The 24,649-nt window shown below is 60.1% G+C and carries 20 protein-coding genes; 12 read left to right on the top strand and 8 right to left on the bottom strand.

Going from position 1 to position 24,649, the window contains the following annotated elements:
• Nucleotides 1-217 precede the first annotated feature (217 nt).
• Nucleotides 218-2,035: an extracellular solute-binding protein gene (locus ACXAC3_RS13675; protein ID WP_475161082.1), complete on the bottom strand. Its 1,818-nt coding sequence runs from the start codon at nt 2,033-2,035 to the stop codon at nt 218-220.
• 292 nt (nt 2,036-2,327) lie between these two features.
• On the opposite strand from ACXAC3_RS13675, the gene ACXAC3_RS13670 reads away from it, so the two are divergent.
• Together ACXAC3_RS13670 and ACXAC3_RS13665 are read left to right on the top strand one after the other, a co-directional pair.
• Nucleotides 2,328-3,101 carry a 3-hydroxybutyrate dehydrogenase gene (locus tag ACXAC3_RS13670; RefSeq protein ID WP_475161080.1) on the top strand — a complete coding sequence of 258 codons (774 nt, stop codon included), beginning with the start codon at nt 2,328-2,330 and terminating at the stop codon, nt 3,099-3,101.
• 15 nt (nt 3,102-3,116) lie between these two features.
• On the top strand, nt 3,117-4,142 hold the full coding sequence (locus ACXAC3_RS13665; RefSeq protein ID WP_475161077.1) for a patatin-like phospholipase family protein: 1,026 nt from the start codon (nt 3,117-3,119) through the stop codon (nt 4,140-4,142).
• Here the strand turns inward: ACXAC3_RS13665 and ACXAC3_RS13660 are convergent, their stop codons facing one another.
• The 4 genes from ACXAC3_RS13660 to ACXAC3_RS13645 form a co-directional block, all read right to left on the bottom strand.
• Nucleotides 4,143-4,820 carry a DUF502 domain-containing protein gene (locus ACXAC3_RS13660; RefSeq protein ID WP_475161073.1) on the bottom strand — a complete coding sequence of 226 codons (678 nt, stop codon included), beginning with the start codon at nt 4,818-4,820 and terminating at the stop codon, nt 4,143-4,145. It lies immediately after the preceding gene.
• A 64-nt stretch (nt 4,821-4,884) separates the two neighbouring features.
• Nucleotides 4,885-5,799 (bottom strand): pseudouridine-5'-phosphate glycosidase, encoded by a 915-nt coding sequence (locus ACXAC3_RS13655; RefSeq protein ID WP_475161068.1) that lies wholly within the window; start codon nt 5,797-5,799, stop codon nt 4,885-4,887.
• Entirely contained in the window at nt 5,796-6,689 is an 894-nt protein-coding gene (locus ACXAC3_RS13650; protein ID WP_475161063.1) for a PfkB family carbohydrate kinase, read from the bottom strand. The genes ACXAC3_RS13655 and ACXAC3_RS13650 overlap by 4 nt, the downstream gene beginning before the upstream one ends.
• Before the next feature lie 54 nt (nt 6,690-6,743).
• Nucleotides 6,744-7,364 carry a thiamine phosphate synthase gene (locus tag ACXAC3_RS13645; protein WP_475161060.1) on the bottom strand — a complete coding sequence of 207 codons (621 nt, stop codon included), beginning with the start codon at nt 7,362-7,364 and terminating at the stop codon, nt 6,744-6,746.
• Between the two features lie 152 nt (nt 7,365-7,516).
• Here ACXAC3_RS13645 and ACXAC3_RS13640 point away from each other — a divergent pair, with 152 nt between their 5' ends.
• From ACXAC3_RS13640 to ACXAC3_RS13630, 3 genes are read left to right on the top strand one after another with little or no spacing between them, the layout of a single operon-like run.
• Nucleotides 7,517-8,260 carry an RNA methyltransferase gene (locus ACXAC3_RS13640; protein WP_475161055.1) on the top strand — a complete coding sequence of 248 codons (744 nt, stop codon included), beginning with the start codon at nt 7,517-7,519 and terminating at the stop codon, nt 8,258-8,260.
• A gap of 60 nt (nt 8,261-8,320) precedes the next feature.
• Nucleotides 8,321-9,466 (top strand): heme A synthase, encoded by a 1,146-nt coding sequence (ctaA, locus tag ACXAC3_RS13635; RefSeq protein ID WP_475161052.1) that lies wholly within the window; start codon nt 8,321-8,323, stop codon nt 9,464-9,466.
• Between the two features lie 5 nt (nt 9,467-9,471).
• Nucleotides 9,472-10,941: a carboxypeptidase M32 gene (locus tag ACXAC3_RS13630; RefSeq protein WP_475161048.1), complete on the top strand. Its 1,470-nt coding sequence runs from the start codon at nt 9,472-9,474 to the stop codon at nt 10,939-10,941.
• A gap of 28 nt (nt 10,942-10,969) precedes the next feature.
• On the opposite strand, the gene trhA is transcribed toward ACXAC3_RS13630, so the two are convergent.
• Nucleotides 10,970-11,638 (bottom strand): PAQR family membrane homeostasis protein TrhA, encoded by a 669-nt coding sequence (trhA, locus tag ACXAC3_RS13625; RefSeq protein WP_475161046.1) that lies wholly within the window; start codon nt 11,636-11,638, stop codon nt 10,970-10,972.
• A 125-nt stretch (nt 11,639-11,763) separates the two neighbouring features.
• On the bottom strand, nt 11,764-14,490 hold the full coding sequence (gyrA, locus tag ACXAC3_RS13620) for a DNA gyrase subunit A (protein WP_475161044.1): 2,727 nt from the start codon (nt 14,488-14,490) through the stop codon (nt 11,764-11,766).
• 193 nt (nt 14,491-14,683) lie between these two features.
• Between gyrA and ACXAC3_RS13615 the strand changes: the two genes are divergently transcribed.
• Both ACXAC3_RS13615 and ACXAC3_RS13610 read left to right on the top strand, forming a co-directional pair.
• Nucleotides 14,684-14,953, top strand: coding sequence for an usg protein (locus ACXAC3_RS13615; RefSeq protein ID WP_170481731.1), 270 nt, complete (start codon nt 14,684-14,686; stop codon nt 14,951-14,953).
• Between the two features lie 158 nt (nt 14,954-15,111).
• Nucleotides 15,112-15,741, top strand: coding sequence for a lipid-binding SYLF domain-containing protein (locus ACXAC3_RS13610; RefSeq protein WP_475161041.1), 630 nt, complete (start codon nt 15,112-15,114; stop codon nt 15,739-15,741).
• On the opposite strand, the gene ACXAC3_RS13605 is transcribed toward ACXAC3_RS13610, so the two are convergent.
• Entirely contained in the window at nt 15,742-16,695 is a 954-nt protein-coding gene (locus ACXAC3_RS13605) for a radical SAM protein (RefSeq protein ID WP_475161039.1), read from the bottom strand. It abuts the gene before it with no gap.
• A gap of 162 nt (nt 16,696-16,857) precedes the next feature.
• Here ACXAC3_RS13605 and zwf point away from each other — a divergent pair, with 162 nt between their 5' ends.
• From zwf to ACXAC3_RS13580, 5 genes are all read left to right on the top strand, one after another.
• Complete coding sequence (zwf, locus tag ACXAC3_RS13600) at nt 16,858-18,312, top strand: glucose-6-phosphate dehydrogenase (RefSeq protein ID WP_475161037.1); 1,455 nt, start codon at nt 16,858-16,860, stop codon at nt 18,310-18,312.
• Nucleotides 18,309-18,980, top strand: coding sequence for a 6-phosphogluconolactonase (gene pgl / locus ACXAC3_RS13595; protein WP_475161035.1), 672 nt, complete (start codon nt 18,309-18,311; stop codon nt 18,978-18,980). The genes zwf and pgl overlap by 4 nt, the downstream gene beginning before the upstream one ends.
• Before the next feature lie 5 nt (nt 18,981-18,985).
• The gene (gene pgi / locus ACXAC3_RS13590; RefSeq protein ID WP_475161034.1) at nt 18,986-20,596 is read left to right on the top strand and encodes a glucose-6-phosphate isomerase; all 1,611 of its coding nucleotides are present in this window, start codon (nt 18,986-18,988) and stop codon (nt 20,594-20,596) included.
• A 186-nt stretch (nt 20,597-20,782) separates the two neighbouring features.
• Nucleotides 20,783-22,408 (top strand): long-chain-fatty-acid--CoA ligase, encoded by a 1,626-nt coding sequence (locus ACXAC3_RS13585; protein ID WP_475161033.1) that lies wholly within the window; start codon nt 20,783-20,785, stop codon nt 22,406-22,408.
• A 150-nt stretch (nt 22,409-22,558) separates the two neighbouring features.
• On the top strand, nt 22,559-24,622 hold the full coding sequence (locus ACXAC3_RS13580) for an acyltransferase family protein (protein WP_475161032.1): 2,064 nt from the start codon (nt 22,559-22,561) through the stop codon (nt 24,620-24,622).
• Nucleotides 24,623-24,649: the final 27 nt, after the last annotated feature.

Raw genomic sequence — 24,649 nt, 5'->3', positions numbered from 1 at the left:
AGTTTATTTGGATTCTCCTGAAATTTGACTCTCGATCAAGTTGTGGCGGAAGCGGATGGGAGAGCCACAATATTTGGTGCAACTCAACAAATGTGCCGAATTCCGCCGACATCGCGACCACCTTGGGCTCGTAAGTTCGCGGAGTGAAACGCGGGTAGCGGAACGGATGGGCGCACCAAAGGCCACAAATGGAAGCGGCTGTTCCGGGGGCCTTGGATCAATCCTCTTCGTACCACCAGACCTGCGGCATGTACTCTGGCCCGTCGCCATAGATTGGCAGGGTTTGTGGCCCCTTCAGCTCTTTGGCATGGGCAATTCGCCCGACATCAAAGTTCCAGATCGGGATCACATAGCGCCCGGCGGTCAAGACACGGTCCAGTGCCCGCGTGGCGGCCACGAAATCTTCACGGCTTTCTGAGGCCAGCATGGCGTCAATCATCCCGTCCACGGCGGGCGAGGCGACGCCCATCAGGTTGCGCGTGCCCGGTGTGTCCGCGTTTTCGCTGCCCCAATACAGCCGCTGTTCGTTGCCCGGCGACAGCGACAGCGCCCGTCGGAAAAAGGTCATGTCAAAGTCCAGTTCCGCGTTACGGGCCGAAAACTGCGCTGCGTCGACCTGCTCGGTCGAGACCTGAACACCCAGCCGTTCCAGCGCGCGGGAAAACATCTCGATGGCGGTTTCGCTTTCGCTGTCGCCCTGTTGCAATAGGACGTTCAGCGTGAAGGCATCACCCGCCTGATTGCGCAGTACGCCGTCCTGAATGGTCCAGCCCGCGTCGCCCAGCAGCTTGGCCGCCTTTCGGATATTGGCCCGGTTGCGGGCCGTTCCGTCGCCTTCGGGCAGGGTATAGCCTTCGAGCGCGCCGGGCGGCAGGTCGTCCTTGAAGGCCAGCAACAATTCCTCGACCCGACCCGAGGCCGGACCGGGACGCATCGCAAGATCGGAACCCGAGTAGTAAGAAGTGATCCGCGGCTGCGCGCCGCCGGTGATCGTGTCATTGATGAATTCGAAATTGAACGCCAGCATCAGCGCCTCGCGCACCTGCCAGTCATCCAGCGGCGGCTTGCGGGTGTTCATGACAAAGCCCGTCATCCCGGACGGCTTGCGATGCGGAATCTCGGTCTTGATCACATCGCCGCGCTGAACGGCGGGAAAGCTATATTGCGTGTTCCATTTGTCGGCGTTGAATTCGCGGACGGCGGTCAGTTCGCCCGCCTTGAAAGCTTCGAACAGCACGGTTCCGTCGCCGTAAAACTCGATCCGCATCTCGTCCAGGTTCATCGTGCCGCGGCGAAACGGAACGTCCTTGCCCCAATAGTCGGGATTACGGCGCAGGTTCACATAGCGCCCGGCTTCGTAATCCTCGATGACATACGGGCCGGTTCCGATGGGTACGTCGTGAAGTTCAGCGTCGGCGAAGTCTTTCCCTTCCCACTGGGCCTTTTGCAGGATCGGGCGCAACCCGGCGATCAGTGCAAGTTCGCGGTCGGGCTCGTTAAAGGTGATCCGAACCGAACGGGGACCGGTTTGTTCGATGCGGTCGATCTTGCCCCACAACCCGCGATATCGCAGGTGCCCTTCGGTGCCCAAAGTCTCATACGACCAGATGACGTCGTCGACCGTGACGGGCGTGCCATCGGAAAATCGCGCGTTTTCACGCAGGGTGAATTCCACCCACGAGCGGTCCGGCGCGGTGTCGACTGATTCGGCCAACAGGCCGTAAAGAGTGAAAGGTTCGTCCCAGGACCGGCCCATCAGGCCTTCGTGGGTCCAAAACCTAAGTTGCCACGGAGAGGTGCCTTTTTGCACAAACGGGTTCAGGCTGTTATAGCCGCCCGTGTTTCCGAAAACGACTTTGCCGCCCTTGGGGGCATCCGGGTTGGCATAGGGCAGCGACACAAAATCCGGTGGTAGGGCAGGGTCGCCGTACATAGCTATGCCATGAGCCAATTCTGCGTGGGCGATTGCAGCGGCAAAAACCGCAGCGATTCCCGCGAGCACTGGACGAACGGGGCGTAGAAAATCGGGGCGCATTTTGGAAACAATCCTGCTCTGGCCTTATTTTGTTGGGATTCACCGTACTGATGATTTTTCCTATTATCAAACTTTTAGCTTGGATGAACGCAAGGAATTGCTTATAAAGGACGCACTGCTCGATAGGTTTCTTGCCTGTATGAAACCTGCCTCAATAACTTAACGCCCGCTTCGTGCGGGCGTTTTTTTGTGCTTAGTTTCCCGTGGCGGACAGAGGCTGGTGTTTCCCCGTTTCCTTTGCAACTGCAGCATGGCACTGTGCGGTCGAACTGGTTTTTGAGGGAGAGAGTTCATGAGCCTGTCTGGAAAAACGGCGATCATCACCGGGTCGAATTCAGGGATCGGTTTGGGCGTGGCGCGGGAACTGGCAAAGGCCGGGGCTGATGTGGTCCTGAACTCATTCACCGACCGGGATGAAGATCACGCGCTGGCCGCCGAAATCGCGCAGCAGACCGGGACCAACGCGCGCTACATCAAGGCCGACATGTCCAAGGGGGACGAATGCCGCGCGCTGATCGAACAGGCCGGCGTGTGCGACATTCTGGTGAACAACGCGGGCATTCAGCATGTCGCGCCCATCGATCAGTTTCCGGCCGACAAATGGGACGCGATCATCGCGATCAACATGAACTCGACCTATCACACCATGGCGGCGGCATTACCGATGATGCGCGCGTCCGGTTGGGGGCGGATCGTGAATATCGCTTCGGCGCACGGTCTGACGGCATCCCCTTTCAAGGCAGCTTACGTGGCCGCGAAACACGGCGTGGTCGGAATGACCAAAACCGTGGCACTGGAAACCGCGCAGGAGCCGATCACCTGCAACGCGATCTGTCCGGGTTACGTGCTGACACCTCTGGTCGAGGCGCAGATCCCGAACACCATGAAGGAATACGACATGAGCCGTGAGGACGTCGTGAAGAACGTCCTGCTGGAACGTCAGCCTTCCAAGGAGTTCGCCACCGTCGAACAACTGGGCGGCACCACGATCTTCCTGTGCTCGGATGCGGCGGCGCAGATCACCGGCACGACGATTTCCGTGGACGGGGGATGGACGGCGCTTTGATGTAGGAGGCCCGCAATGAAACGGATCAATCTGGCTTTGCAGGGCGGCGGGGCGCATGGTGCCTTTACCTGGGGTGTTCTGGACCGGCTGCTGGATGAGGGCGATGTCGAGGTTGCCGCGATCACCGGGACCTCGGCCGGAGCGTTGAACGGGGCGGCCTTCAAGTCGGGGATGGTGCGCGCGGGCCGTGACGGTGCACGGGCCAGCCTGAACGAATTGTGGTCACGCATGGGCGCAGTGGGCGACATGCGGCTTGCCAACTGGATGCAGGCCATCGAACCTGCGCAGATCGCCCAGGCGATGGAATATTCTCTGCCGTTTTCCGTCGGCGACGCCTGGTCGCGTCTGGTGTCGCCCTATGCTTACGGCCCGTTCTACCGCAATCCGCTGGAGCCGGTGGTGGACCGGTTCAACTTCGACGAAATCTGCGCAGATGAAGGTCCGCGCCTGCATGTCTGCGCGACCTGCGTACGCAGCGGCAAGATCCGGGTATTTACAGGCGAAGATATCTCGACCGACGCCATTCTGGCTTCGGCCTGCCTGCCCAATCTGTTCCAGGCAGTCGAGATTTTCGATCCCAGGTCCGGCCGTACCGAGGCGTATTGGGATGGCGGCTATACCGGCAATCCGGCGCTGTATCCCTTGTTCAACAACGACCTGCCCGATGATGTGGTTATCGTGAATATCAACCCGCTGGAGCGGGACGAGGTGCCAAAGACACCGCAGCAGATCCAGAACCGTATCAACGAGATCAGCTTTAATTCTTCCCTGTTTCGCGAGTTGCGCGCGATCAGTTTTGTTCAGCGTCTGCTGGCCGAGGGCAAGCTGAAAGCCGGTGAGATGAGCCGCGTTCTGGTGCATATGATCGCCGATGACGAACTGATGAACGACCTGTCGGTGGCGACCAAGACGGTTCCGAACCCGGTGGTTCTGCACAAGCTGAAACTGGCGGGCCGTGCGGCGGCAGATCGGTTCCTGTCCGATCACAAAGGCGATCTGGGCAGCCGCAGCACCGTCAACCTGCCCGAGATGTTCAGCTGATCATTCGGGCGGCTGGGTCGGGTCCTTGTCGTTGGGGTAAACAAGACCCGCGGAAATGACCAGTTTGGCGGCGTCTTCGATCGACATGTCCAGCAGGATCACATCTTCGGCCGGGAAGAACAGCAGGAACCCCGAGGTCGGGTTTGGTGTCGTGGGCACAAAGACACTGAGTAATCCGCCGGTCGTTTCGGCGCGTTCGCTGACTTCGCCCTTGGCGGTGGTGGACACAAAGCCAATCGCCCAGATGCCGCGGCGGGGATACTGGATCAGACAGGCTTTTTCGAATGAGCGTTCGGTCTGGGCAAATACCGTTTCCGAGATTTGCTTGATCCCCGAATAAACCGACCGGACCACTGGCATCCGGTTGACCAGGCTTTCGGCGAAATGTATCAGCGACCGCCCCAGAATGCCCTTTGCGATCCAGCCCACGATGACCGTGAAGGTCAGGAAAATGACCACCCCGACGCCGCGCAGGTTTATTCCGACATATTCCTGCGGCTGAAAACGCTGTGGGATCAGCGGCAGAACCGCGCTGTCGATCCAGCCCACGACCGACCAGATCAGCCAGATCGTCAGCCACACAGGCGCAATGACAACGATGCCCGTCAGGAACGACGCGCGCAGCCGAGACAAAAGGCCCGGGCGGCGATGGGGTTCTTCGTCAAACGGCGTGTTCATTGCGGTCCTGAGTGGTTTGCGGATTTAGTTAAGCAGTCCGGGGCCTTGGTACAATAGCTTTATGTCATTCGGTTCCCTGGGACAGGGCGCGCGCAATGCCTGCCGCCAACCGGGCGTTGTTGCGCACCAGCGCAATATTGGCGATCAGCGAGCGGCCCTCGGTCTGTTCGTAAATCCGTTGCAGCAGGTAAGGGGTGACGCCCTTGCCGGTGATGCGGTGCGCATCTGCGTCGGATTGGGCCGAGGCGATGATGGGGGCCAGTTCCTCGGCCGGGATCTGATCTGCCGCCGGGATCGGGTTGGCGACCAGTTGACCGCCGGGCAGACCAAGCGCGCGGCGGGTGGCGTGGGCCCGGGCAATGTCTTCGGCGCTGTCCATCCGCAGCGGTGCGGCAAAGGGCGATTTCGCCGACCAGAATGCCGGAAACTCGTCCTGACCGTGCGCGATGACCGGAACACCCAGTGTTTCCAGAACCTCAAGCGTTTTGGCCAGATCGAGGATGGCCTTGGCTCCGGCGGCCACGACCGTCACAGGGGTCTGGGCCAGTTCATGCAGGTCCGCCGAAATGTCGAACGAGGTTTCAGCCCCCTGATGCACGCCGCCGATACCGCCGGTGGCAAAGACTTCGATCCCGGCATAGCGGGCGGCGATCATGGTCGCGGCAACGGTTGTCGCGCCGGTTCCGCCAGACGCCATGCAGACCGCCATATCCGCGCGGGATATTTTGGCGACGCCCTGCGCCTGTCCCAGCGACTGCAGTTCATCCGGTTCCAGACCCACATGCAGTTTACCCTTGATCACGGCCATGGTTGCGGGAACGGCCCCGGCATCGCGAATGTCCTGTTCGACCTGTGCAGCAACTTCGATGTTCTGGGGGTAGGGCATCCCGTGGGTGATGATGGTGCTTTCCAGCGCAACGATGGGTTTGCCGGCCTCTTTGGCGGCGCGAACTTCGGCAGAGTATTGGATGTCGATCACAGTGGGGTTTCTCCGGAAACATAAGTTGCAGCAGCGTGCAGGGCGCGGGTCAGCGCCTCGTCGCTGGGCGCGCCACCTGCCTCTGAGGCAATGTGGGCGGCCATGAAGGTATCTCCCGCGCCGGTCACGCGGGTGACCAGAACGGATGGGGGTGTCTGCGTCAGAATTTCGTCTGCGTTACCGACGGTGGCAGAGTTGCCGCCATCGGTGACCAGAACCCGCAGCGCGCCGCGATCCAGCAGGCCCCTGGCCGCGCTTTCCGAGTCCCTGAACTCTCGCTGGCACAGGATACCGGCTTCTTCGAGGTTCACATAAAGCGTCGCGCGGGCGTGTTTCAGAAACGGCAGCAGTCGTTCAGCCTTACCCGGCGAGGCCGGGGCGACGCGCAGATCGGCGCGGGCAAAGGCGGGGCTTTGGGCGATTTCTTCCAGCAGCGTCAGCGTCAGGTTGCCGTCCAGCGCAATCGGCCCCTCGAACGGCGCATTGTCATACCCAAGCGGTCCCTGCATCAGCGGGCGCAGTATCTTGGCGCCGGCGGCTTCAAGCGAATGCGCGTCGGCGATGGCTGCAATCAGGCCGTTGGCCCCCTCGACGGCCATATAGCGGTCGGTCGGCAGGTCCTGCGAACGGTAAATGTGATCCGTCAACATCCCAAGCCGGGCGCAGGCGTTGACCAACTCGTCGCCCTCGGGGTCGCGGCCGATGGCCGTCAGCAGGGTGGGGGTCATGCCGAACCGCACCAGCGTCATGGCAATGTTCATGGCCACACCGCCGGGCAGGCGGGTGATCCGCCCCGGCACGTCCGATCCCTGACGCATGGCACTGGCAGATCGCCCGATCACGTCCCAGAGGACCGAGCCGATACACAGGATTTCGCTGTTCTGAGTCATGTCGTCGTCATGCCGCAGCCCCGGCGCAGGCGCAAGGGGTATCGCGCGGACGGGTCAGCGCAGGGCGGCGGTCAGCGCCGTCAGCGCGGCCAGAGGATCATCCTGCGCCCAGATTTCGTTCCCAATACCGAAAAAATCGGTGCAGGGCGCAAGATCGCGGATCAGGTCCGGTGTCAGCCCGCCTTCGGCCACGACCGGAACCTCGATCATTTCGGACCACCACTGGAACAGGTTGCGTTCGGCTGTGCTACCGTCGCCCAGATCGGACGCGCCGACCGGGCCGAAGGAAACGTAATCTGCGCCCGCCTCACCAGCAGTCATACCGTCATGGCTGGAGACGCCGCAAAAACTGCCGACGATGGCGTCGGCCCCCAGTTCCTTGCGCGCCGCACGGACCGAGCGTGCCGCATCGTCCAGATGCACCCCGTCCAACCCCAGACGTTGCGCCAGCAGAACATGGTTCGAGATCACCAGCGCCACATCGCGCGCATGGGCCACCTCGCGGCAGGCGTCGGCTGCGCGGGCGATGGTGTCCTCGTCACAGCCCGCCAGCGCCAGCCGGATACAGGCAATGTCCGCCCCGTCCAGCACGCGGCCCAATTGTTCGGGAAAAGTGCTCAGCGAGATCGTCGGCGGGGTGATCAGGTAAATCTGCGGCTGCTCGGGGGTGTCCATTGGCGCGTCCTTCGCTTTCAGTCTTTTGCGCGGTTTAGCGGATTGCGGCGGGGAAGCAAACTTTTATGGCCCGTCGCGGCGGAATTGCGGCGGCTACGCCTTGCCCTGCGCATGCGTGCCGATTAGAGCAGGCGCAGTTTTCGGAGACAGCCATGCCCAGCGACAAATCCCAGCCTTCTTTCGTGCTCGTGCGCCCGCAGATGGGCGAAAACATCGGTGCCGCCGCGCGGGCGATGTGGAATTTCGGGCTGGACCGGATGCGGATCGTGGCGCCGCGTGATGGCTGGCCGAACCCCAGGGCCGTGGCGATGTCCAGCGGGGCCGGGCGGCTGCTGGATGAGGCGCAGCTGTTCGATGATCTGGCCGGAGCACTGGCGGACAGCACTTTTGTCTTTGCCACCACGGCGCGGCAGCGCGGGCTGACCAAACCGGTCTACAGCCCGGAACGGGCCATGCAGATTGCGTCCGAAAAGGTAGCGGCTGGCGAGAAGGTCTCGGTCCTGTTCGGGCCGGAACGCGCGGGGCTTGAGAATGAGGACATCGCCAAGGCCAACGCCATCATCTCGGTGCCGGTGAATCCGGAATATGCCTCGCTGAACCTTGGGCAATGCGTGTTGCTGACCGCCTATGAGTGGATGCGCCAGACCGGGGATGTGGTGCACGAGGCCACCGATCTGGGCAAGGGCGACTGGGCAACGGGCATCGAGGTCGAAAAGCTGGTCGAACATTACGAGGACCGGTTGGACGAGGCCGGGTTCTTCTACCCGCCCGAAAAGGCCGAAGGAATGAAGACCAATCTTCGCAACCTGTGGTCGCGGATGCGGATGACGCGGGCGGACGTTCAGATGCTGCACGGGATCATGCGGCAGATGGTCCGCTGGAAGGACAAGGGCTGAGGCTGGACCTCAGCCCCCCTTGGCCCTAGCTTGCGACGAAATTCAGGACATGAGGACAGCATGAGCGGCAAGCGCAGCATCTTCGAAGAAGTCTCGGACACGGAAAAACAAAAGGCGGTGCAGCCGGGCATGATCGACCGGGGCCGGGGCGGCGCGCGGGGTGCCATTCGTGTGTGGCTGATGATCCTGTTTGCGCTGGTCGTGGTGATGATCGCCGTGGGTGGGCTGACCCGCCTGACCGACAGCGGCTTGTCGATCACCGAATGGCGTCCGATCACCGGGGCCATCCCGCCGATGACCGAAGCCGATTGGCAGGCCGAGTTCGACAAGTACAAAGAGATTGACCAGTGGCGCATTCAGAACCAATGGATGGAGTTGAGTGATTTCCAATTTATCTACTGGTGGGAATGGGGCCACCGCCAACTGGGCCGGGTGATCGGTCTGGTCTGGGCGATCGGGTTCTTCGGGTTCCTTGTGGCACGCAAAATCCCGACGGGCTGGACCGGCAAGCTGTTGATCCCCGGTATTCTGGGCGGCGTACAGGGTGCCGTCGGCTGGTGGATGGTCGCGTCGGGCGTGACGCAGGGCGAGGGGATGACGGCCGTGGCCAGTTACCGTCTGGCCGTACATCTGGGGCTGGCCTTCGTGATCCTCGGTTTCCTTGCGTGGTACATCTTTGAACTGGGCCGGGAAGAGCGTGACCTGATGCAGGCGCGGCGCGCAAAAGAGGCCAGGTTGTTCTCGCTGTCGACCGGGTTGATGCATTTCGCCTTTCTTCAGATTCTGATCGGTGCGCTGGTGGCGGGGATAGATGCCGGGCGGTCCTATACCGACTGGCCCCTGATCGGCGGGCAGATTCTGCCGCCCGATGCCACCATGCTGGAACCGATGTGGCGCAATTTCTTTGAGAGCCCGGGATTGGTGCAGTTCATCCATCGCTGCGCGGGCTACCTGCTGTTTGCTTTTGGTGTCGTTGTCTGGCGTCGCGGCAGCACCAGCGCCCATCCGCAGACCCGCTTTGCCTTCAACGCGGCCTTTGCGGCGCTGTCGTTGCAGGTGGTCATCGGTATCGTCACCGTGGTCTACGCCGCCCCCTGGCAGATTGCCATTCTGCACCAGTTCATGGCCGTTGTCGTCTGGACGTCGATCCTGCGCGCACGGTTCCTGACCGCATACCCAATCGCAACTTCGATCCGCGGAGCCTGACCCCGATGACAGCTTTTGACGACCTGATGGCGTTCCAACGCGAAACCTCGGCGCTGGGACAGATAGCCGGGCGGCTGGGCTGGGACCAGGAAACCGTGATGCCGCGCGGAGCCGCCCCGCAGCGGGCCGAGGAAATGGCCGCGATCGAGGCGGTTCTTCACGCCCGCCGGTCCGATCCGCGTGTGGCTGAGTGGCTGGAAAAAGCAGACCCGCAGGACGAGGTCGGGCGGGCTCAGATCCGTGAAATCCGCCGCTCGTATGAGCGGACCGTCAAAGTGCCCGCCGATCTGGCCAAGGCCATTGCGCGCGTAACCTCCGCCGCGCAGGGCACCTGGGCGGAGGCCCGCGCGGACGAGGACGTGGCCGCCTTTCTGCCCGTTCTGCAAGAGGTCGTTGCCCTGAAACGGGAAGAAGGCGCGGCGCTGGCGCAGGGTGGCGACGTCTATGACGCCATGGTCGAAGATTATGAACCCTATACCACCGGCAGCCAGATCGCCGCGATATTCGACCAGATGCGCCCGCGTTTGGTGGCCTTGCGGGCCGCTGTTCTTGATCGGGCCGCGCCCAAAGCACTGACGGGTACATTTGACGAGCTGGCGCAGATGCGCCTGTCGCAGAAGCTGGCCACCACCTTTGGCTATGACCTGAATACGGGGCGCGTGGACAAGGCGGTGCACCCGTTCAGCTCGGGCAGCGGGCTGGACGTGCGGATCACCACCCGCACCAGCGAAACAGACCCGTTCAACTGTTTTTACTCGACCATTCACGAGGTCGGACACGCGGCCTATGAACAGGGGATCGACCCGTCTTACACCCTGACACCGCTGGGCAGCGGCGTGTCGATGGGCGTGCATGAAAGCCAAAGCCGGATCTACGAAAATCAGATTGGCCGGTCCCGTGCCTTTACCGGCTGGCTGTATGATCAGATGACGGATGTGTTTGGCGATTTCGGCGTCGCGGATGCGGATACTTTTTACGCCACTGTCAACGCCGTCCATAACGGCTATATCCGGACTGAGGCGGACGAGGTGCAATACAACCTGCACATCATGCTGCGTTTTGATCTGGAACGTGCCCTGATGTCCGGTGATCTTCAGGTCAGTGATCTTGAGGCCGCGTGGAACGACCGCTTTGAGGCTGATTTCGGCTATGCGGTCGATAAACCGTCAAACGGGTGCCTTCAGGATGTGCACTGGTCGGTTGGCCTGTTCGGCTATTTCCCGACCTATTCATTGGGCAACGTCTATGCAGGGTGTCTCTATCAGGCACTGCGGGCCGCCGTACCGGAACTGGAAGGGCAATTGGCCCAAGGGGACACTTCGGGCGCAACGGGTTGGCTGCGCGAGACCGTGCAGCAGTACGGTGGCCTTTTCACGCCGCGCGAAACCATCACGCGCGCCAGCGGAATGGAGCCGGGGCCGGAACCCCTGTTGGCGTATCTGGAGGACAAGTTCGGGGCGCTGTACGGGCTTTGAACCTTATTCGTCGGGCACAGGCTTGGCCTCAGGCGGGGCCTGACGGCAACATCTCGATACGCAGGGCGACGGCGGCAAAGAACAGGCCGCTTCCGGCCAGAACGAACACATGCCAGATTGTATTGTGATAGGGCAGCCACTCTAACAGGTAGAAGATCACGCCTGCGGTGTAGATGAGGCCCCCGGCGAACATCAGCGTCAATGTGACAGGCGAGAGTTCGGCCAACATGGACTGACCAGCCCACACAGCTGCCCAACCCATCAGCAGGTAAAGCGCCAATCCGAACCAGCGGAACCGGTTCGGGTCGATCATCTTCAGGACCGAGCCCAGCGTTGCAGAAAACCACAAACCAAGCAACAAACCCAGCGACTGTGAGGCCGAAAGAAGCACGAAGGGCGTGTAGGTTCCGGCGATTTTTATGTAGATACCCGAATGATCGAGGCGACGCAGAAATTCGCCCCATTCGTCATCCTCAATCATGTTGTACAGCGCCGAGAAGGTCAGCATCAGAACCAGCGTCACGCCATAGATCGTTGCGCCCAATACTGCTGCGGGGTCAGAGCGGTAAAAGACTGTCATGATGATCAGCATGGGAACGGCAATCGCCGCCGAGAACACGCCAAGTACATGAACGATGCCGTCACTTATACGTTCTGAACGGCTGTAGGCAGGGCGTATATGGGCAAATGACCACATGAAAAAAAGTTAGGCACGTGGCGGGTTTCGGGCAAGCCTGTCCGCCGGAGCGGTGGCGGGAACGTGATCCGGAACGGCAAAACGCCCGCAGAGCGGGCGCTTTGTTACACTTCTGTAGTGCTTTGTTATTCTTCGGCTTCTTCGTCGCCCTGATCCGCGATCCAGGCAACGCTGACAACTTCTTCGCCCTTGCCGGTGTTGAAGACACGTACGCCACCCGCGCTGCGTGAGCGGAATGAGATACCGTCGACCGGCACCCGGATCGACTGGCCTTTGGAGGTGGCCAGCATGATCTGGTCGTCGATCTCAACCGGGAACGAAGCCACAAGTTCACCGCCGCGCATCGCCTTGTCCATGGCCGCGACGCCCATCCCGCCGCGCCCGCGCACAGGGTAGTCGTGGCTGGAGCTGAGCTTACCGGCACCGCCCTTCGTGATGGTCAGGATCAGGTTCTCGGCAGCGGACATTTCGGCGTAGCGCTCCTGCGGCAACACGCTGTCGGCATTGCCTTCTTCCTCGTCCCCTTCGGCCTCATCCGTGACACCGGCCATCAGGCGGCGCATTTTCAGATAGGCCGCGCGTTCGTCCGGTCCGGCTTCGAAATGGCGGATCACAGACATCGACACCACGCGGTCACCATTGGTCAGCCTGATCCCCCGAACGCCGGTGGATTCGCGCGAGTTGAAGACGCGGACATCCGTGGTGCGGAAGCGGATCGCCCGGCCCGAATTGGTGACCAACATCACATCTTCATCCTCAGAGCAGATGCGCGCGTTTACCAGTTCCACATCCTCGGGCAGCTTCATCGCGATCTTGCCGTTGCGGCGAACATTGGTGAAGTCCGACAGACGGTTGCGGCGCACATCGCCGGCGCTGGTGGCAAAGACGATCTGCAGGTTTTCCCATTCTTCATCCGGCACATCGACCGGCATGATCGCGGCGATCGAAACACCAGTCGGGATCGGCAGGATGTTCACAATGGCCTTGCCCTTGCCGGTGCGGCTGGATTGGGGCAGGCGCCATGTCTTGAGCTTGTAGACCATGCCTTCGGTGGTGAAGAACAAGAGCTGCGTGTGGGTGTTTGCCACGAAGAGGTTGGTAACCACATCCTCTTCTTTGGTCTGCATCCCAGACAGACCCTTGCCGCCGCGCTTCTGCGCCCGGAAATCGGCCAGTGGCGTGCGCTTGATGTAACCGCCAGAGGTGACCGTCACGACCATGTCTTCACGCTCGATCAGGTCCTCGTCTTCCATGTCGCCAGACCAGTCGACAATCTCGGTGCGGCGGTCCACGGCGAATTGTTCGCGGACGTCGCGCAACTCCTCGGCGATGATCGACATGATGCGTTCACGCGAGGACAGAATATCCAGGTATTCCTTGATCTTGGCGGCCAGGCTTTCCAACTCGTCCGTGACTTCCTTGACGCCCAGTTGGGTCAGACGTTGCAGACGCAGTTCGAGGATTGCGCGGGCCTGAACTTCGGTCAGGTTATAAGTGCCATCGTCGTTCATCTTGGACAGAGGATCGTCGATCAGGCGCAGATAGCCCTCGATCTCGGCAGCAGGCCAGCGGCGGGTCATCAGCTTTTCGCGCGCCTCGGCGGCATCTGCCGACGACCGGATCGTCGCGACCACTTCGTCGACGTTCGAGACCGCAACGGCCAGACCACAGAGGATATGGCTGCGTTCGCGCGCCTTGCGCAGATCATAAGCGGTGCGGCGGGCGACGACATCCTCACGGAAGTCGATGAACGAGGTCAGGAAGCGGCGCAGGGTCAGCTGCTCGGGCCGGCCACCGTTCAGCGCCAGCATGTTGCAACCGAACGAGGTCTGCATCGGCGAGAAACGATAAAGCTGGTTCAGCACCACTTCGGGCGTCGCGTCACGCTTCAGTTCGACCACAACACGTACACCGTTGCGGTCGGATTCGTCCTGCACATGCGCCACGCCTTCGATACGTTTCTCGCGGACCGCTTCGGCGATCTTTTCGATCATCGCGGCCTTGTTCACCTGATAGGGGATTTCGTCCACGACGATGGCGTAGCGGTCTTTGCGCAGTTCCTCGACCCGTGTCTTGGCACGGATGATGACACTGCCGCGGCCCTCCAGATACGCCTTGCGCGCACCGGACCGGCCCAGCATCACACCTCCGGTCGGGAAATCGGGGCCGGGGACGTATTCGATCAGCTGCTCGGACGTCAGGTCAGGATCGTCGATCAGCGCCAGCGTGGCATCGACCACTTCGCCCAGATTGTGCGGCGGGATGTTGGTCGCCATGCCGACAGCGATACCGCCGGCACCATTGACCAGCATGTTCGGGAAGCGGGCGGGCAGGACAGTCGGCTCTTTGTCCTTACCGTCGTAATTGTCCTGAAAATCGACCGTCTCTTTCTCGATATCGGCCAGCAGCGAGGCGGCGGGCTTGTCCATCCGCACTTCGGTATAACGCATGGCGGCCGGGTTATCGCCGTCCATCGAACCAAAGTTGCCCTGACCATCCAGCAGCGGCAGCGACATCGAAAAATCCTGCGCCATCCGCACCAGCGCGTCATAGATCGCGCTGTCGCCATGCGGGTGGTATTTACCCATAACATCGCCAACCGGACGGGCCGATTTGCGGTACGACTTGTCATGGGTATTCCCCGTCTCGTGCATCGCATACAGGATGCGCCGGTGCACTGGTTTCAACCCGTCGCGCAGATCGGGGATCGCGCGGCTGACGATGACCGACATGGCATAGTCCAGATAGGAGGTGCGCATCTCGGATTCGATGGACACCGTCGGACCGTCATAAGCGGGGCGCTCGGGCGAGGTTTCGTCCATGTTTTCGGGGATTTCTGGCGTATCGCTCACGTAAACTGCCCGTGTATTGTTCTGGGTCTATATCTTGTGGATGCACCTTATCAGACCCGGCACATAAGGTGCAAGCAAGCAACCATTTCACCTGCGAAAAACCCCGGTAACATCAGAGTAACATATTGTTAACTAAGGGTTAGGTGGTTTTCGTGCTATGCTGAAGAGACCTTGCAAGAAATTGGAGGTCTGCATGGAGCAAAGCGAAACGGAATTAATGCTCAAGGGGTATGGGCTGACGACGGCGGAATTCTTCTATCACATGCCCGACTATATTCACGTACTCAACACATTCATTTGGCAGGATTACGATCTGGCACCGGATCATCCAAAACTGTTTGATTTCATCGACTTCTGGCAGCGCGAGATTGAAGGGCCGCTGCATTCGGTTCGGTTTACACACCGCAAAATGATTGCACCCGGCGAATGGCGCAATGTTGTGGGTGAGTTCCGGGTAAACTGAAAATCCGGACTGCAATCGTTTGACGTGCGTTATTTTTCGGGCCGCGTGATGTAGTGTGGCGCCAAGCCTTCGGTCACACACGGAATCGCGCGATGCACAAAATCCTGATCTTAACCACCGCTTTAGTCCTGAGCGGACCTGTTTTCGCCGAAGGCGTTTTGGACAAAATCAAGAAGGGTGCGGAAAACACCGCCGATGCCATCGGGCGCGGGGCCGAGACCGTGGGCGATACCGTCCAGAAGGGCGCAAGCGCGGTTGATGACACCATCGCATCCACGACCGATCTGGTGACCAACGAAGCCACGCCCGAGGAAACACGAGCCAAGCTGGACGTCATGGCTGACGACGTTCTGGCACAGCTTTTTGCCGAAAACCTCGATGCACAGGCGCTTTATGAAACAAGCGCGGGTTACGCGGTATTCAACTCGCGCAAGGTGACGGTGTTTCCGGTTTCGGCGGGCTATGGGCGCGGCGTAGCGGTTTCGAAAGACACCGGCCAGCATACCTATATGAACATGGGATCAGGTGGTGTCGGTGCGGCCGTCGGCATTGGCGGGTTCGAGACCAAATTCGTGATCCTGTTCGAAACGCCCGCCGATCTGCAGGCGTTCATAGACCACGGTTATGATGCAACGGCGGAAACCGGGGCCATGTATGGTGACGACAGCACCGGCGACACCGTTCACTTCACCGACGGCCGGTCCTTTTTTGCACTCAGCAAGAAAGGCTGGCGGGTTGCGGCCGGGGCGTCCGGTACGAAATTCTGGAAATCGCCCGAGTTGAACTGATCAGCCCGAACAACTGGCCCCGCCCAGAACGCAGAACTTGGCGCAGTGCGGATGGTTCAGATGCACATCCGCTTCGGCCTCGGCCAGTGAATGGCCCATCTCAAACTCTGGCTCATAAGGCAGCAGTGTGCAGGCCAGAACGGCAGGGCGTTCCGCGCCTTTGCGTTTGACGACCATGCGGGCGCTGGCGCACATCACCGCGTTTGGGGATTTGTTCAGGATACCCCAGCATGCGGTGGTGATTTCCGGAACCTCGACGGTTTCGTCCATCTCGGGGAACAATACCGTCTCACCCGGATTCTGCGCGTCGATGTCAAAGTCATGCCGGACATAAAAGGCGGCATATCCGGCGCGGCTCTCGGCTTCGCTGTCACCCCAGAGGGTGCGCCCGGCAACGGCCATTTTGAACCCGTTGTCGCGCAGCCATTCCATCCCCGCGATCGTCTTGTCAAAGCTGCCCTTGCCGCGTTCTTCATCATGCAGGTCCGGGCGAAAGTGATCCACAGAAACCCGCAATGTCAGCCTGTGACCAAAGTCGCGCAACAGGCCAAGCAGACCCTCGCGCATCCCGCGGCGCATCATCGGCCGCATCGCGTTGGTCAGGATCAGAACCTCATACCCGCGTTCCAGCGCTGCGCGTGTCATGTCGATCATCTCGGGGTTCATAAAGGGTTCGCCCCCGGTGAACCCAATCTCGCGCACGGGCCAGTTGCGTTCCTCAATCTGATCCAGATAATCCCGCACCTCGTCTGCCGTTATATAGACAAGCGCATCGTTGGTCGGGCTGCTGGCGATATAGCAATTGACGCATTCGATATTGCACAGGGTTCCGGTATTAAACCAAAGCGTCTGCGGGTTGCTGAGCGACACGGAGGCCCGCGTTTGCCCGTCTGCTGTCACCAATTTGTTCTGAAACTTGCCAATATTGGCGCTTTGAGGGGCGTTGTCTTTCATTCCCGTATCCGGTTCTTTGAAGTCTACACACCGACTTAGCCCTTCACCGCGGGATAGTTAAGGGCGCAGCCCGGGAACTGACAGAGTTTTGATGAGGGGAAATCCGCTTGATTGATTGCGCTAACATTGGACATGACCCCGGGGGCAAGGTAAGGAAAACGCATGGTTTCTCGTGTAATCCCAGTTGATCCGTTCGATCTGGTCATTTTCGGCGGTACCGGCGATCTTGCGCAGCGCAAGATTCTTCCGGCGCTGTTCCGACGTTTTTGTGCAGGTCAATGGCCCGAGGACGCCCAGATCATCGGTGCGGCGAGGGCTGAATACAGCCGGGACGACTTTCGTGACATGGTCGCCGAATCCATGCGCAGCCACATGCCCACTGCCAGTCAGGACGCCGATGCGCTTGGCGCGTTTCTGCAACGGGTTGACTACGTTCCACTGGATGCGTTGTCGGGTGCCGGCTGGGACCAGCTTGCCGGAAAGCTGATTGCCGGGCGCGTCCGGGCCTTCTATTTTTCCGTGGGCCCGCAACTGTTCGGGGCGCTGGCCGAACAAATCAAGTCCCAGGGTCTGGCGACGACACAAACAAGGGTTGTGGTCGAAAAGCCCTTTGGGCATGACCTCGACAGCGCGCGGGCACTGAACGCCACTCTGGCGGCGCATTTTTCAGAAGGTCAAATTTACCGGATCGACCACTATCTGGGCAAGGAAACGGTTCAGAACCTGATGGCGGTCCGGTTTGGGAACATGCTGTTTGAACCGCTATGGAACAGCCAATATGTCGACCATATCCAGATCACGGTTGCTGAATCCGTAGGCATCGACGGGCGCGAAGAATATTATGATCACGCAGGTGCGATGCGCGACATGATGCAGAACCACCTGATGCAGCTGCTGTGTCTGATCGCGATGGAGCCTCCGGCCAAGTTCGACCCCGACGCGGTCCGTGACGAAAAGCTCAAAGTCATTCGTGCGCTGGATCCAGTCGAACCGCACCACATCGTGCGCGGTCAGTTCGAAGGCGGACCCAGCGGGCCGGGTTATCGGCAGGTTGTGGGCAAGCCGCGATCGACGACGGAAAGCTATGTCGCCCTGCGGGCGCATGTCAGCAACTGGCGTTGGGCGGGCACGCCGTTCTATCTGCGCACCGGCAAGCGGTTGGTGGCCCGGTCCTCCGTGATCAACGTGCTGTTCAAAGACGCGCCGCATTCGATCTTTGGCGCGGACGCAGGGCGGCACGCCAACGCGTTATCCATCCGTCTGCAACCGAACGAAGGCATTACCCTGAAAGTGACCATCAAAGAGCCGGGCCCGGGCGGCATGCGGCTGGTCGACGTGCCGCTGGACATGAGCTTTGCCGAAGCGCTGGGGCCGGAAAATCAGGACCCGCCGGGCGCTTATGAGCGGTTGGTGATGGATGTTATAAGGGGCAATCAGACCCTGTTCATGCGGGGGGATGAGGTCGAGGCCGCATGGGCCTGGACCGATCCGATCATCGCAGGCTGGCAGGCGCGAGGCGACGTGCCCAAACCTTATGAAAGCGGCAGCACAGGACCGGGCGACGCCGAGCTGCTGATGAAACGGGACGGTCGCCGCTGGCAAGGAATAAACCCATGAATATTCAGGAATATGCCGACCGGGACATGCTGGCCATCGACGTCGCGAACGCGCTGGCCGGAGAGCTTGAGTCGGCGCTGCTGCACCATGACGTGGTCTCGTTTGCGGTGCCGGGCGGCACGACGCCGGGTCCGGTTTTCGACGGGCTGTGCGCGGCGGATCTGGAATGGGATCGGGTGCGGGTTCTGCCCACGGACGAGCGATGCGTGCCGGGGGATCATGAGCGTTCGAACGAGCGTCTGATCCGCGCGCGCCTGCTGACCAATCGCGCCTCGGTGGCGCAGTACATTCCGCTGTACGTGCCCGGCAAGGAACCCGAAGAGGTTCTGCCCGAGATCGAAAGCCTGATCGCTCCAATCCGGCCCTTGTCGGTTCTTGTGCTGGGGATGGGCGAAGACATGCATACGGCCTCGCTGTTTCCTGGCATGGACGGGCTTGAGGATGCGCTGGACAGCCACGCGCGCCCCTTGGCCGTGGCGCGTACAGATGTTCAGCCCGAACCGCGTATCACCCTGACCGCGCCCGTGCTGGACGGTGCGTTGTCGAAACACCTGATCATCTATGGCAGCGCCAAGCGCGACGCCCTTGAACGCGCAATGTCACTGCCGCCGGAAGATGCCCCGATCGCAGCAGTGCTGAGCGGCATGACAGTCCACTGGGCGGAGTAACGAAGATGCAACTGGATAAACTCAATGCGCTGGCCACAGACCGCGACGACAGGACCATCCTGGAATTGTTCGAATCCGACACAGACCGGGCAGCGGGGTTTTCGGCATCGACCGGCGACCTGTTGTTTGATTACTCGAAAACGCAGATCGACACCGATGTCAGGAACGCCCTGATCGACCTGTGCGATCAGGCCGGTCTGGCCGAGCGCCGCGAGGCGATGTTTTCGGGCGCAAGGATCAACGAAACAGAAGACCGTGCAGTATTGCACACCGCGCTGCGCAATCTGGACGGAGGTCCTGTCGAGGTTGATGGTCTGGACGTCATGCCCGACGTCCTCGACACGCTGCAACGGATGCGGGTCTTCGCCGAAGAAGTGCGCGGCGGTGCGGTGACCGGGGCAGGGGGCAGTTTCACCGACGTGGTGAATATCGGCATCGGCGGGTCCGATCTGGGCCCGGTGATGGCCACGCATGCGCTGGCCCCGTATCACGACGGGCCCAGGCTGCACTATGTGTCCAACGTGGACGGGGCGCATATCGCGGACACGCTGCGCCAGCTTGATCCGACGCGGACGCTGATCATCGTTGCGTCCAAGACCTTTACGACCATCGAAACCATGACCAACGCCCGCACGGCGCGGGCATGGATGACGGATGGCGGTGGGGACCCGGCAAAGCAATTCGCCGCCGTGTCCAGCGCGCTGGCCAAAACGCAGGCCTTCGGTATCCCCGAAAACCGTGTTTTCGGGTTCGCCGATTGGGTCGGCGGGCGTTATTCGGTCTGGGGGCCGGTGGGTCTGCCGGTCATGATCGCGGTCGGCTCGAACGCGTTTGACGCGTTCCTGCGGGGTGGTCAGGCGATGGACGTGCATTTCCAGGCCGCCGACTGGGCCGAGAATATGCCGGTTATGCTGGCTCTGGTCGGTGTCTGGCATCGTCAGGTTCTGGGCCATGCCAGCCGCGCGGTTCTGCCTTATGATCAACGGTTGCTGCGCCTGCCGGCCTATTTCCAGCAGCTTGAGATGGAATCGAATGGAAAATCCGTCGCCATGGACGGCAGTTCGCTGAGCGTCCCCTCTGGCCCGGTTGTGTGGGGCGAGCCCGGCACCAATGGGCAGCACGCCTTTTATCAGTTGATCCACCAGGGCACTGACGTAATCCCCTGTGAATTCATGGTTGCCGCCGAAGGACACGAACCCGAGCTTACGCACCACCAGCGGCTGTTGCTGGCCAATTGTCTGGCTCAATCCGAGGCATTGATGCGGGGGCGTTCGCTGGACGAAGCGCGGCGGCGCATGGCCGACAAGGGCCTTCAGGGCGATGAGCTAGAGCGACAGGCGCGTCACCGCGTATTTCCGGGCAATCGGCCGTCCTCGACCCTGATCTATCCAAAGCTGACGCCGTTTGTTCTGGGCCAGATCGTTGCCCTGTATGAACACCGGGTCTTTGTCGAAGGGGTGCTCCTGGGGATCAACTCGTTCGACCAGTGGGGTGTTGAACTGGGCAAAGAGCTTGCGACCTCGCTGGGCCCCATCGTGGACGGAGAGATCAGCGCTGACGGCAAGGACGGGTCAACCGCCGCGCTGGTCGCCTACGCGATGCGCCACCGGGGCTAGGTACCGCGCAAAAACGGGCCTGCCGCCGCGGCAGGCCGCATTCTCTTATTGTCAGACAATTAAATGATTGGCAGGGTTCCATATGAGGAAACGCCACGAAACCTGAACCGGGCCGGTGCCTTCGGGATTTCGTGCAAAGAACAGGTGTGGCCAAGCTGAAGCCGCGCCGCCATAGGGAGGATGTCCATGCTGGGACAGATGATGGCGCAGCCTTTGCTGATCTCGTCGCTGATTGAACACGCCGATCAATATCATGGCCAGACCGAGATCATTTCGGTCGAAACCGATGGCTCGGTGACGGAAACCAACTGGTCGCGGATTGCGGAAAACGCCCGGAAACTGGCTTCCGCGTTGTCACGGCTGGGGCTGGAACCGCAGGCCCGGATCGGAACGCTGGCCTGGAACAACCGCCGACACCTTGAGATCTATTATGCCGCCTCGGGGGCGGGTTTCGTGTGTCATACGGTCAATCCGCGTCTGTTTCCCGAACAGCTGACCTATATCATCAACCACGCGCAGGACCGGGTCCTGTTCTTTGACGCCACCTTCATCCCCTTGGTGGCTCCGCTGAAGGAACACCTGACCGAAGTTCAGCATTTCGTCCTGATGGGCGCCCGGAACGAGGACGCCATTTCCCAGATACCCGGCGTCCAGTTCTACGACGAATTGATCGAGACCGGAGACCCCGGATTCCAATGGCCCGGCTTTGATGAAAACACCGCCTCTAGCCTTTGCTACACTTCGGGCACAACCGGCAATCCCAAGGGCGTGCTCTATTCCCATCGGTCGACCGTCCTGCACAGCTTCGCGTCGAATACCCGCGATGTGATCGGGTTTTCCGCCATGGACGTGGTGCTGCCGGTGGTTCCGATGTTCCATGTGAATGCGTGGGGTTCGCCTTATGCCTGCGCCATGTCCGGATCGCGCATGGTGTTGCCGGGGCCGGACCTGCACGGCGAGGCGCTGGTAAATCTGATCGACACCTATGGGGTGACACTGGCGATGGGGGTTCCCACAATTTGGCAGGGGTTGCTGGCTTATGCCGCACAATCCGGCAGCAAGCTGGCAAGCCTTGAGCGTACTGTAATCGGCGGGGCAGCCTGTCCGCCGTCGATGATCGAGACGTTCCGGGAAACCTATGGCGTCGATACCGTCCATGCCTGGGGCATGAGCGAAATGAGCCCCCTGGGTACGGCCAATCACCCGCTGGCCAAACACCTGACCCTGCCCAAGGACGAGCAGCACAGGCTGCGGGAAAGCCAGGGCCGCCCCTGTTACGGTGTACAGTTGAAGATCGTTGACGATGCCGGCAGCGATCTGCCCCATGACGGTGAAACGCAGGGCGACCTGATGGTGCGCGGCTACTGGGTTCTGGACAGCTATTTCCAGATGCAGGATCAGGGCCTGTTGCAGGATGGCTGGTTCGCAACCGGGGATGTCGCCACTCTGGACGCGGATGGGTACATGACCATCCGCGACCGTTCAAAAGACATCATCAAGTCCGGTGGGGAATGGATCAGCTCGGTGGAATTGGAAAACATCGCCGTCGCGCACCCCAAACTGGCGACGGCCGCTGTTGTCGGCGTGCCGCATCCCAAATGGGACGAACGGCCAATTCTGGTTGCGGTCAAGGCTGAGGGAGAAAATCCGACCGAGGAAGAGCTGCTGGCGTTCTTCGACGGCAAGATCGCCAATTGGCAGGTGCCGGACAAAGTGGTTTTCATCGACGCCCTGCCGCTGAACGCCACCGGAAAAGTCCTGAAACGCAACTTGCGGGCGGATTTTGAAGGCGTTCTGACCGGGTCAGAATGACCTTGGAGTGGTTGGGCCAGAACCTTGTGCCTTATACCAGAGTGGCGTAGGCCGACGGCACGTCGCGGGAAGAATCTCGTGTTTTGCAGGCTGTGATCGGACGGAAGAAAGGTCCGGCAATGCAGGGTGGTCAATAAAGCGAGGGGTCCCGTGAGAGGGCAAGGTCAATATTTCAGACATATCGACGGTTTGCGTGCTGTTGCGGTTTTGGGCGTTCTTTTTGCTCACTTCGGTATTCCAGGGATGCCCGGCGGATATCTGGGCGTTGATGTATTCTTTGTCATCAGCGGCTACCTGATCACACGGCTGATCATTCAGGAAAAAGGTCGCACGGGAACGTTTAGCTATCGCCGGTTTTACATTCGCAGATTACGCAGGCTGTTACCCGCTGCGTTATTTCTGATCAGCGTGTGTTTCGTGCTTTTTTTTCCGATCTTGGGTGCAGCGGATCTGAGCAGTTTTTTAAGATCCATCCCACTTTCAATTCTATCCGTCGCGAACATAGGGTTTTATAGAGAGGTCGGTTACTTCGACACGGCGGCAGAGTTCAAACCCCTGCTACATATGTGGTCTCTCAGTGTGGAAGAGCAGTTCTACCTGATCTGGCCGACAATACTGTTGGTGGTGTTGTGGGCGCGGCGCTTTGGGGAAGGAGTCCTGGTTACACTTTTTGCCATCGGCGTTCTGATTGCGCAGGTCACCGTTAACTACGATCCCAACGCTGCCTACTACTTGTTGCCTTCGCGTGCATTTGAACTGTTGGCGGGCGCATTGCTGGCAGTTGTCCTTGCGCCCTTGTCCCCGTATGCAAGGGAATTCAATCTGTCTGACCAGCGCAAAGGTTATTTTGCGTTAGCCGGCCTTTTCATGATCTTCCTCTCGTTCGTTTTAATGACTGAAGAAACCGAACTGCCAGGGCTGCTGAGCCTTGTGCCGGTCCTGGGAACTGTGCTGGTAATAGCGTTCGGGGCCAGCGGCATCGTTGGCAAGTTGCTATGTCTTCGCCCAGTGGTCTGGCTGGGGTTGATCAGCTACTCACTGTATCTATTTCATTGGCCGGTACAGGTTTACTTTGCCTACCGCTTGCCGTCCCAGCCGACGCTTTGGCTGCAGCTTGCTTTCTTTCCCATTTCCATCGCGCTGGCTGCATTCAGCTACTATTTTGTCGAAGAAAAGTTCCGCCAGCCGGTCGATCAGGGCATAAGGTTCGGAAACACTCCCTTTCTTGCGTCCATGGCAAGTGTCGGAGCGGTGATTTGCGTCGCGACATATTTGTTGTTTCTGTCCACTCCACCGGGCGCCCTGTTGCCTGCAGAAAGTCGTGTAACCAATGTGATCACCAGCAAAGTGCGATATCCCGGAGAGCCCGGGCGCAGGATCATACGGGTGGAACCAACTGACAAACCTGCAACTCAAAGAATACTGTTATTAGGCGACAGTCATGCCTACCACCTACTGACAGGATTTGTCGAAGAAATCGCCAGTCGGGGTGCAGTCGTCGATCTTGCAAGATTGCCCGCATGCCCTCCACTTTTTGGCGTTTCGCGCTTTTTCGACGGAGAAAAGCAACGGAAATCTCGCGAAAAAAGCTGTCTGCAGAATATTCCTAAAAAGCAGAGGCTTGCGTTGAAACCGGAATATGACGTCGTGATACTATCCGCGCGTTGGTACCCTTTGGTCGAACACATACCGAACGACTATTCCTTTCAGGATGGTCTGATATCGGAACCGCGCGAAGTCGGGCCCAGCATACAAGAGTTACGCCGCTTGTTCAGAACATCTTTGGAGTCTACCGTTTCCAAATTGTTAAACGCAGGCAAGCGTGTCGTGATATTTTCGCAGGTCCCATCTCCGGGCGCGAATATACCTCAGTGCCAAAGCCTGTTTCCGGGGATGGTCGCATCCGAACCCGAGGATCGGTGTTACAAGCTGTCACCCGAACAAGTTCAGGAGCGCGCGGCATTTACCGATGGCGTTTTTTCGGAATATGGTGCAACCGATGGGGTATTGGCGCTGCTGCCGGTGCAGTATTTTTGCGATGATGCAAGTTGCCGCTATTTCGATCGAAAAACCGGAGAACACTTGTACCGCGACAACAATCACCTATCAGAGATCGGCAGTTTGAGCCTAATCCGATGGGCCGCGCAGGAGAAAGGTTTGCTGGAGTTTCTGAACCTATCCGGTAACAACAGAGAAGCGGCGCAGATTAATTGAGCCGAGGGCGTTGGAACGCACCAGATT

It is taken from the genome of Ruegeria sp. ABV4_181 (genome assembly GCF_056158465.1).
The sequence above is the reverse complement of the archived record's forward strand: the minus strand, read 5'-3'. Positions and strand labels throughout refer to the sequence as shown.

Coding starts and splice junctions, on each gene's coding strand:
- ACXAC3_RS13675 (WP_475161082.1), bottom strand. CDS start 2,035: ATGCGCCCCGATTTTCTACGCCCCGTTCGTCCAGTGCTCGCGGGAATC.
- trhA (WP_475161046.1), bottom strand. CDS start 11,638: ATGTGGTCATTTGCCCATATACGCCCTGCCTACAGCCGTTCAGAACGT.
- ACXAC3_RS13605 (WP_475161039.1), bottom strand. CDS start 16,695: ATGAAAGACAACGCCCCTCAAAGCGCCAATATTGGCAAGTTTCAGAAC.
- ACXAC3_RS13650 (WP_475161063.1), bottom strand. CDS start 6,689: ATGACTCAGAACAGCGAAATCCTGTGTATCGGCTCGGTCCTCTGGGAC.
- ACXAC3_RS13665 (WP_475161077.1), top strand. CDS start 3,117: ATGAAACGGATCAATCTGGCTTTGCAGGGCGGCGGGGCGCATGGTGCC.
- zwf (WP_475161037.1), top strand. CDS start 16,858: ATGGTTTCTCGTGTAATCCCAGTTGATCCGTTCGATCTGGTCATTTTC.
- pgl (WP_475161035.1), top strand. CDS start 18,309: ATGAATATTCAGGAATATGCCGACCGGGACATGCTGGCCATCGACGTC.
- pgi (WP_475161034.1), top strand. CDS start 18,986: ATGCAACTGGATAAACTCAATGCGCTGGCCACAGACCGCGACGACAGG.
- ctaA (WP_475161052.1), top strand. CDS start 8,321: ATGAGCGGCAAGCGCAGCATCTTCGAAGAAGTCTCGGACACGGAAAAA.
- ACXAC3_RS13585 (WP_475161033.1), top strand. CDS start 20,783: ATGCTGGGACAGATGATGGCGCAGCCTTTGCTGATCTCGTCGCTGATT.
- ACXAC3_RS13670 (WP_475161080.1), top strand. CDS start 2,328: ATGAGCCTGTCTGGAAAAACGGCGATCATCACCGGGTCGAATTCAGGG.
- ACXAC3_RS13660 (WP_475161073.1), bottom strand. CDS start 4,820: ATGAACACGCCGTTTGACGAAGAACCCCATCGCCGCCCGGGCCTTTTG.
- ACXAC3_RS13640 (WP_475161055.1), top strand. CDS start 7,517: ATGCCCAGCGACAAATCCCAGCCTTCTTTCGTGCTCGTGCGCCCGCAG.
- ACXAC3_RS13615 (WP_170481731.1), top strand. CDS start 14,684: ATGGAGCAAAGCGAAACGGAATTAATGCTCAAGGGGTATGGGCTGACG.
- ACXAC3_RS13645 (WP_475161060.1), bottom strand. CDS start 7,364: ATGGACACCCCCGAGCAGCCGCAGATTTACCTGATCACCCCGCCGACG.
- ACXAC3_RS13630 (WP_475161048.1), top strand. CDS start 9,472: ATGACAGCTTTTGACGACCTGATGGCGTTCCAACGCGAAACCTCGGCG.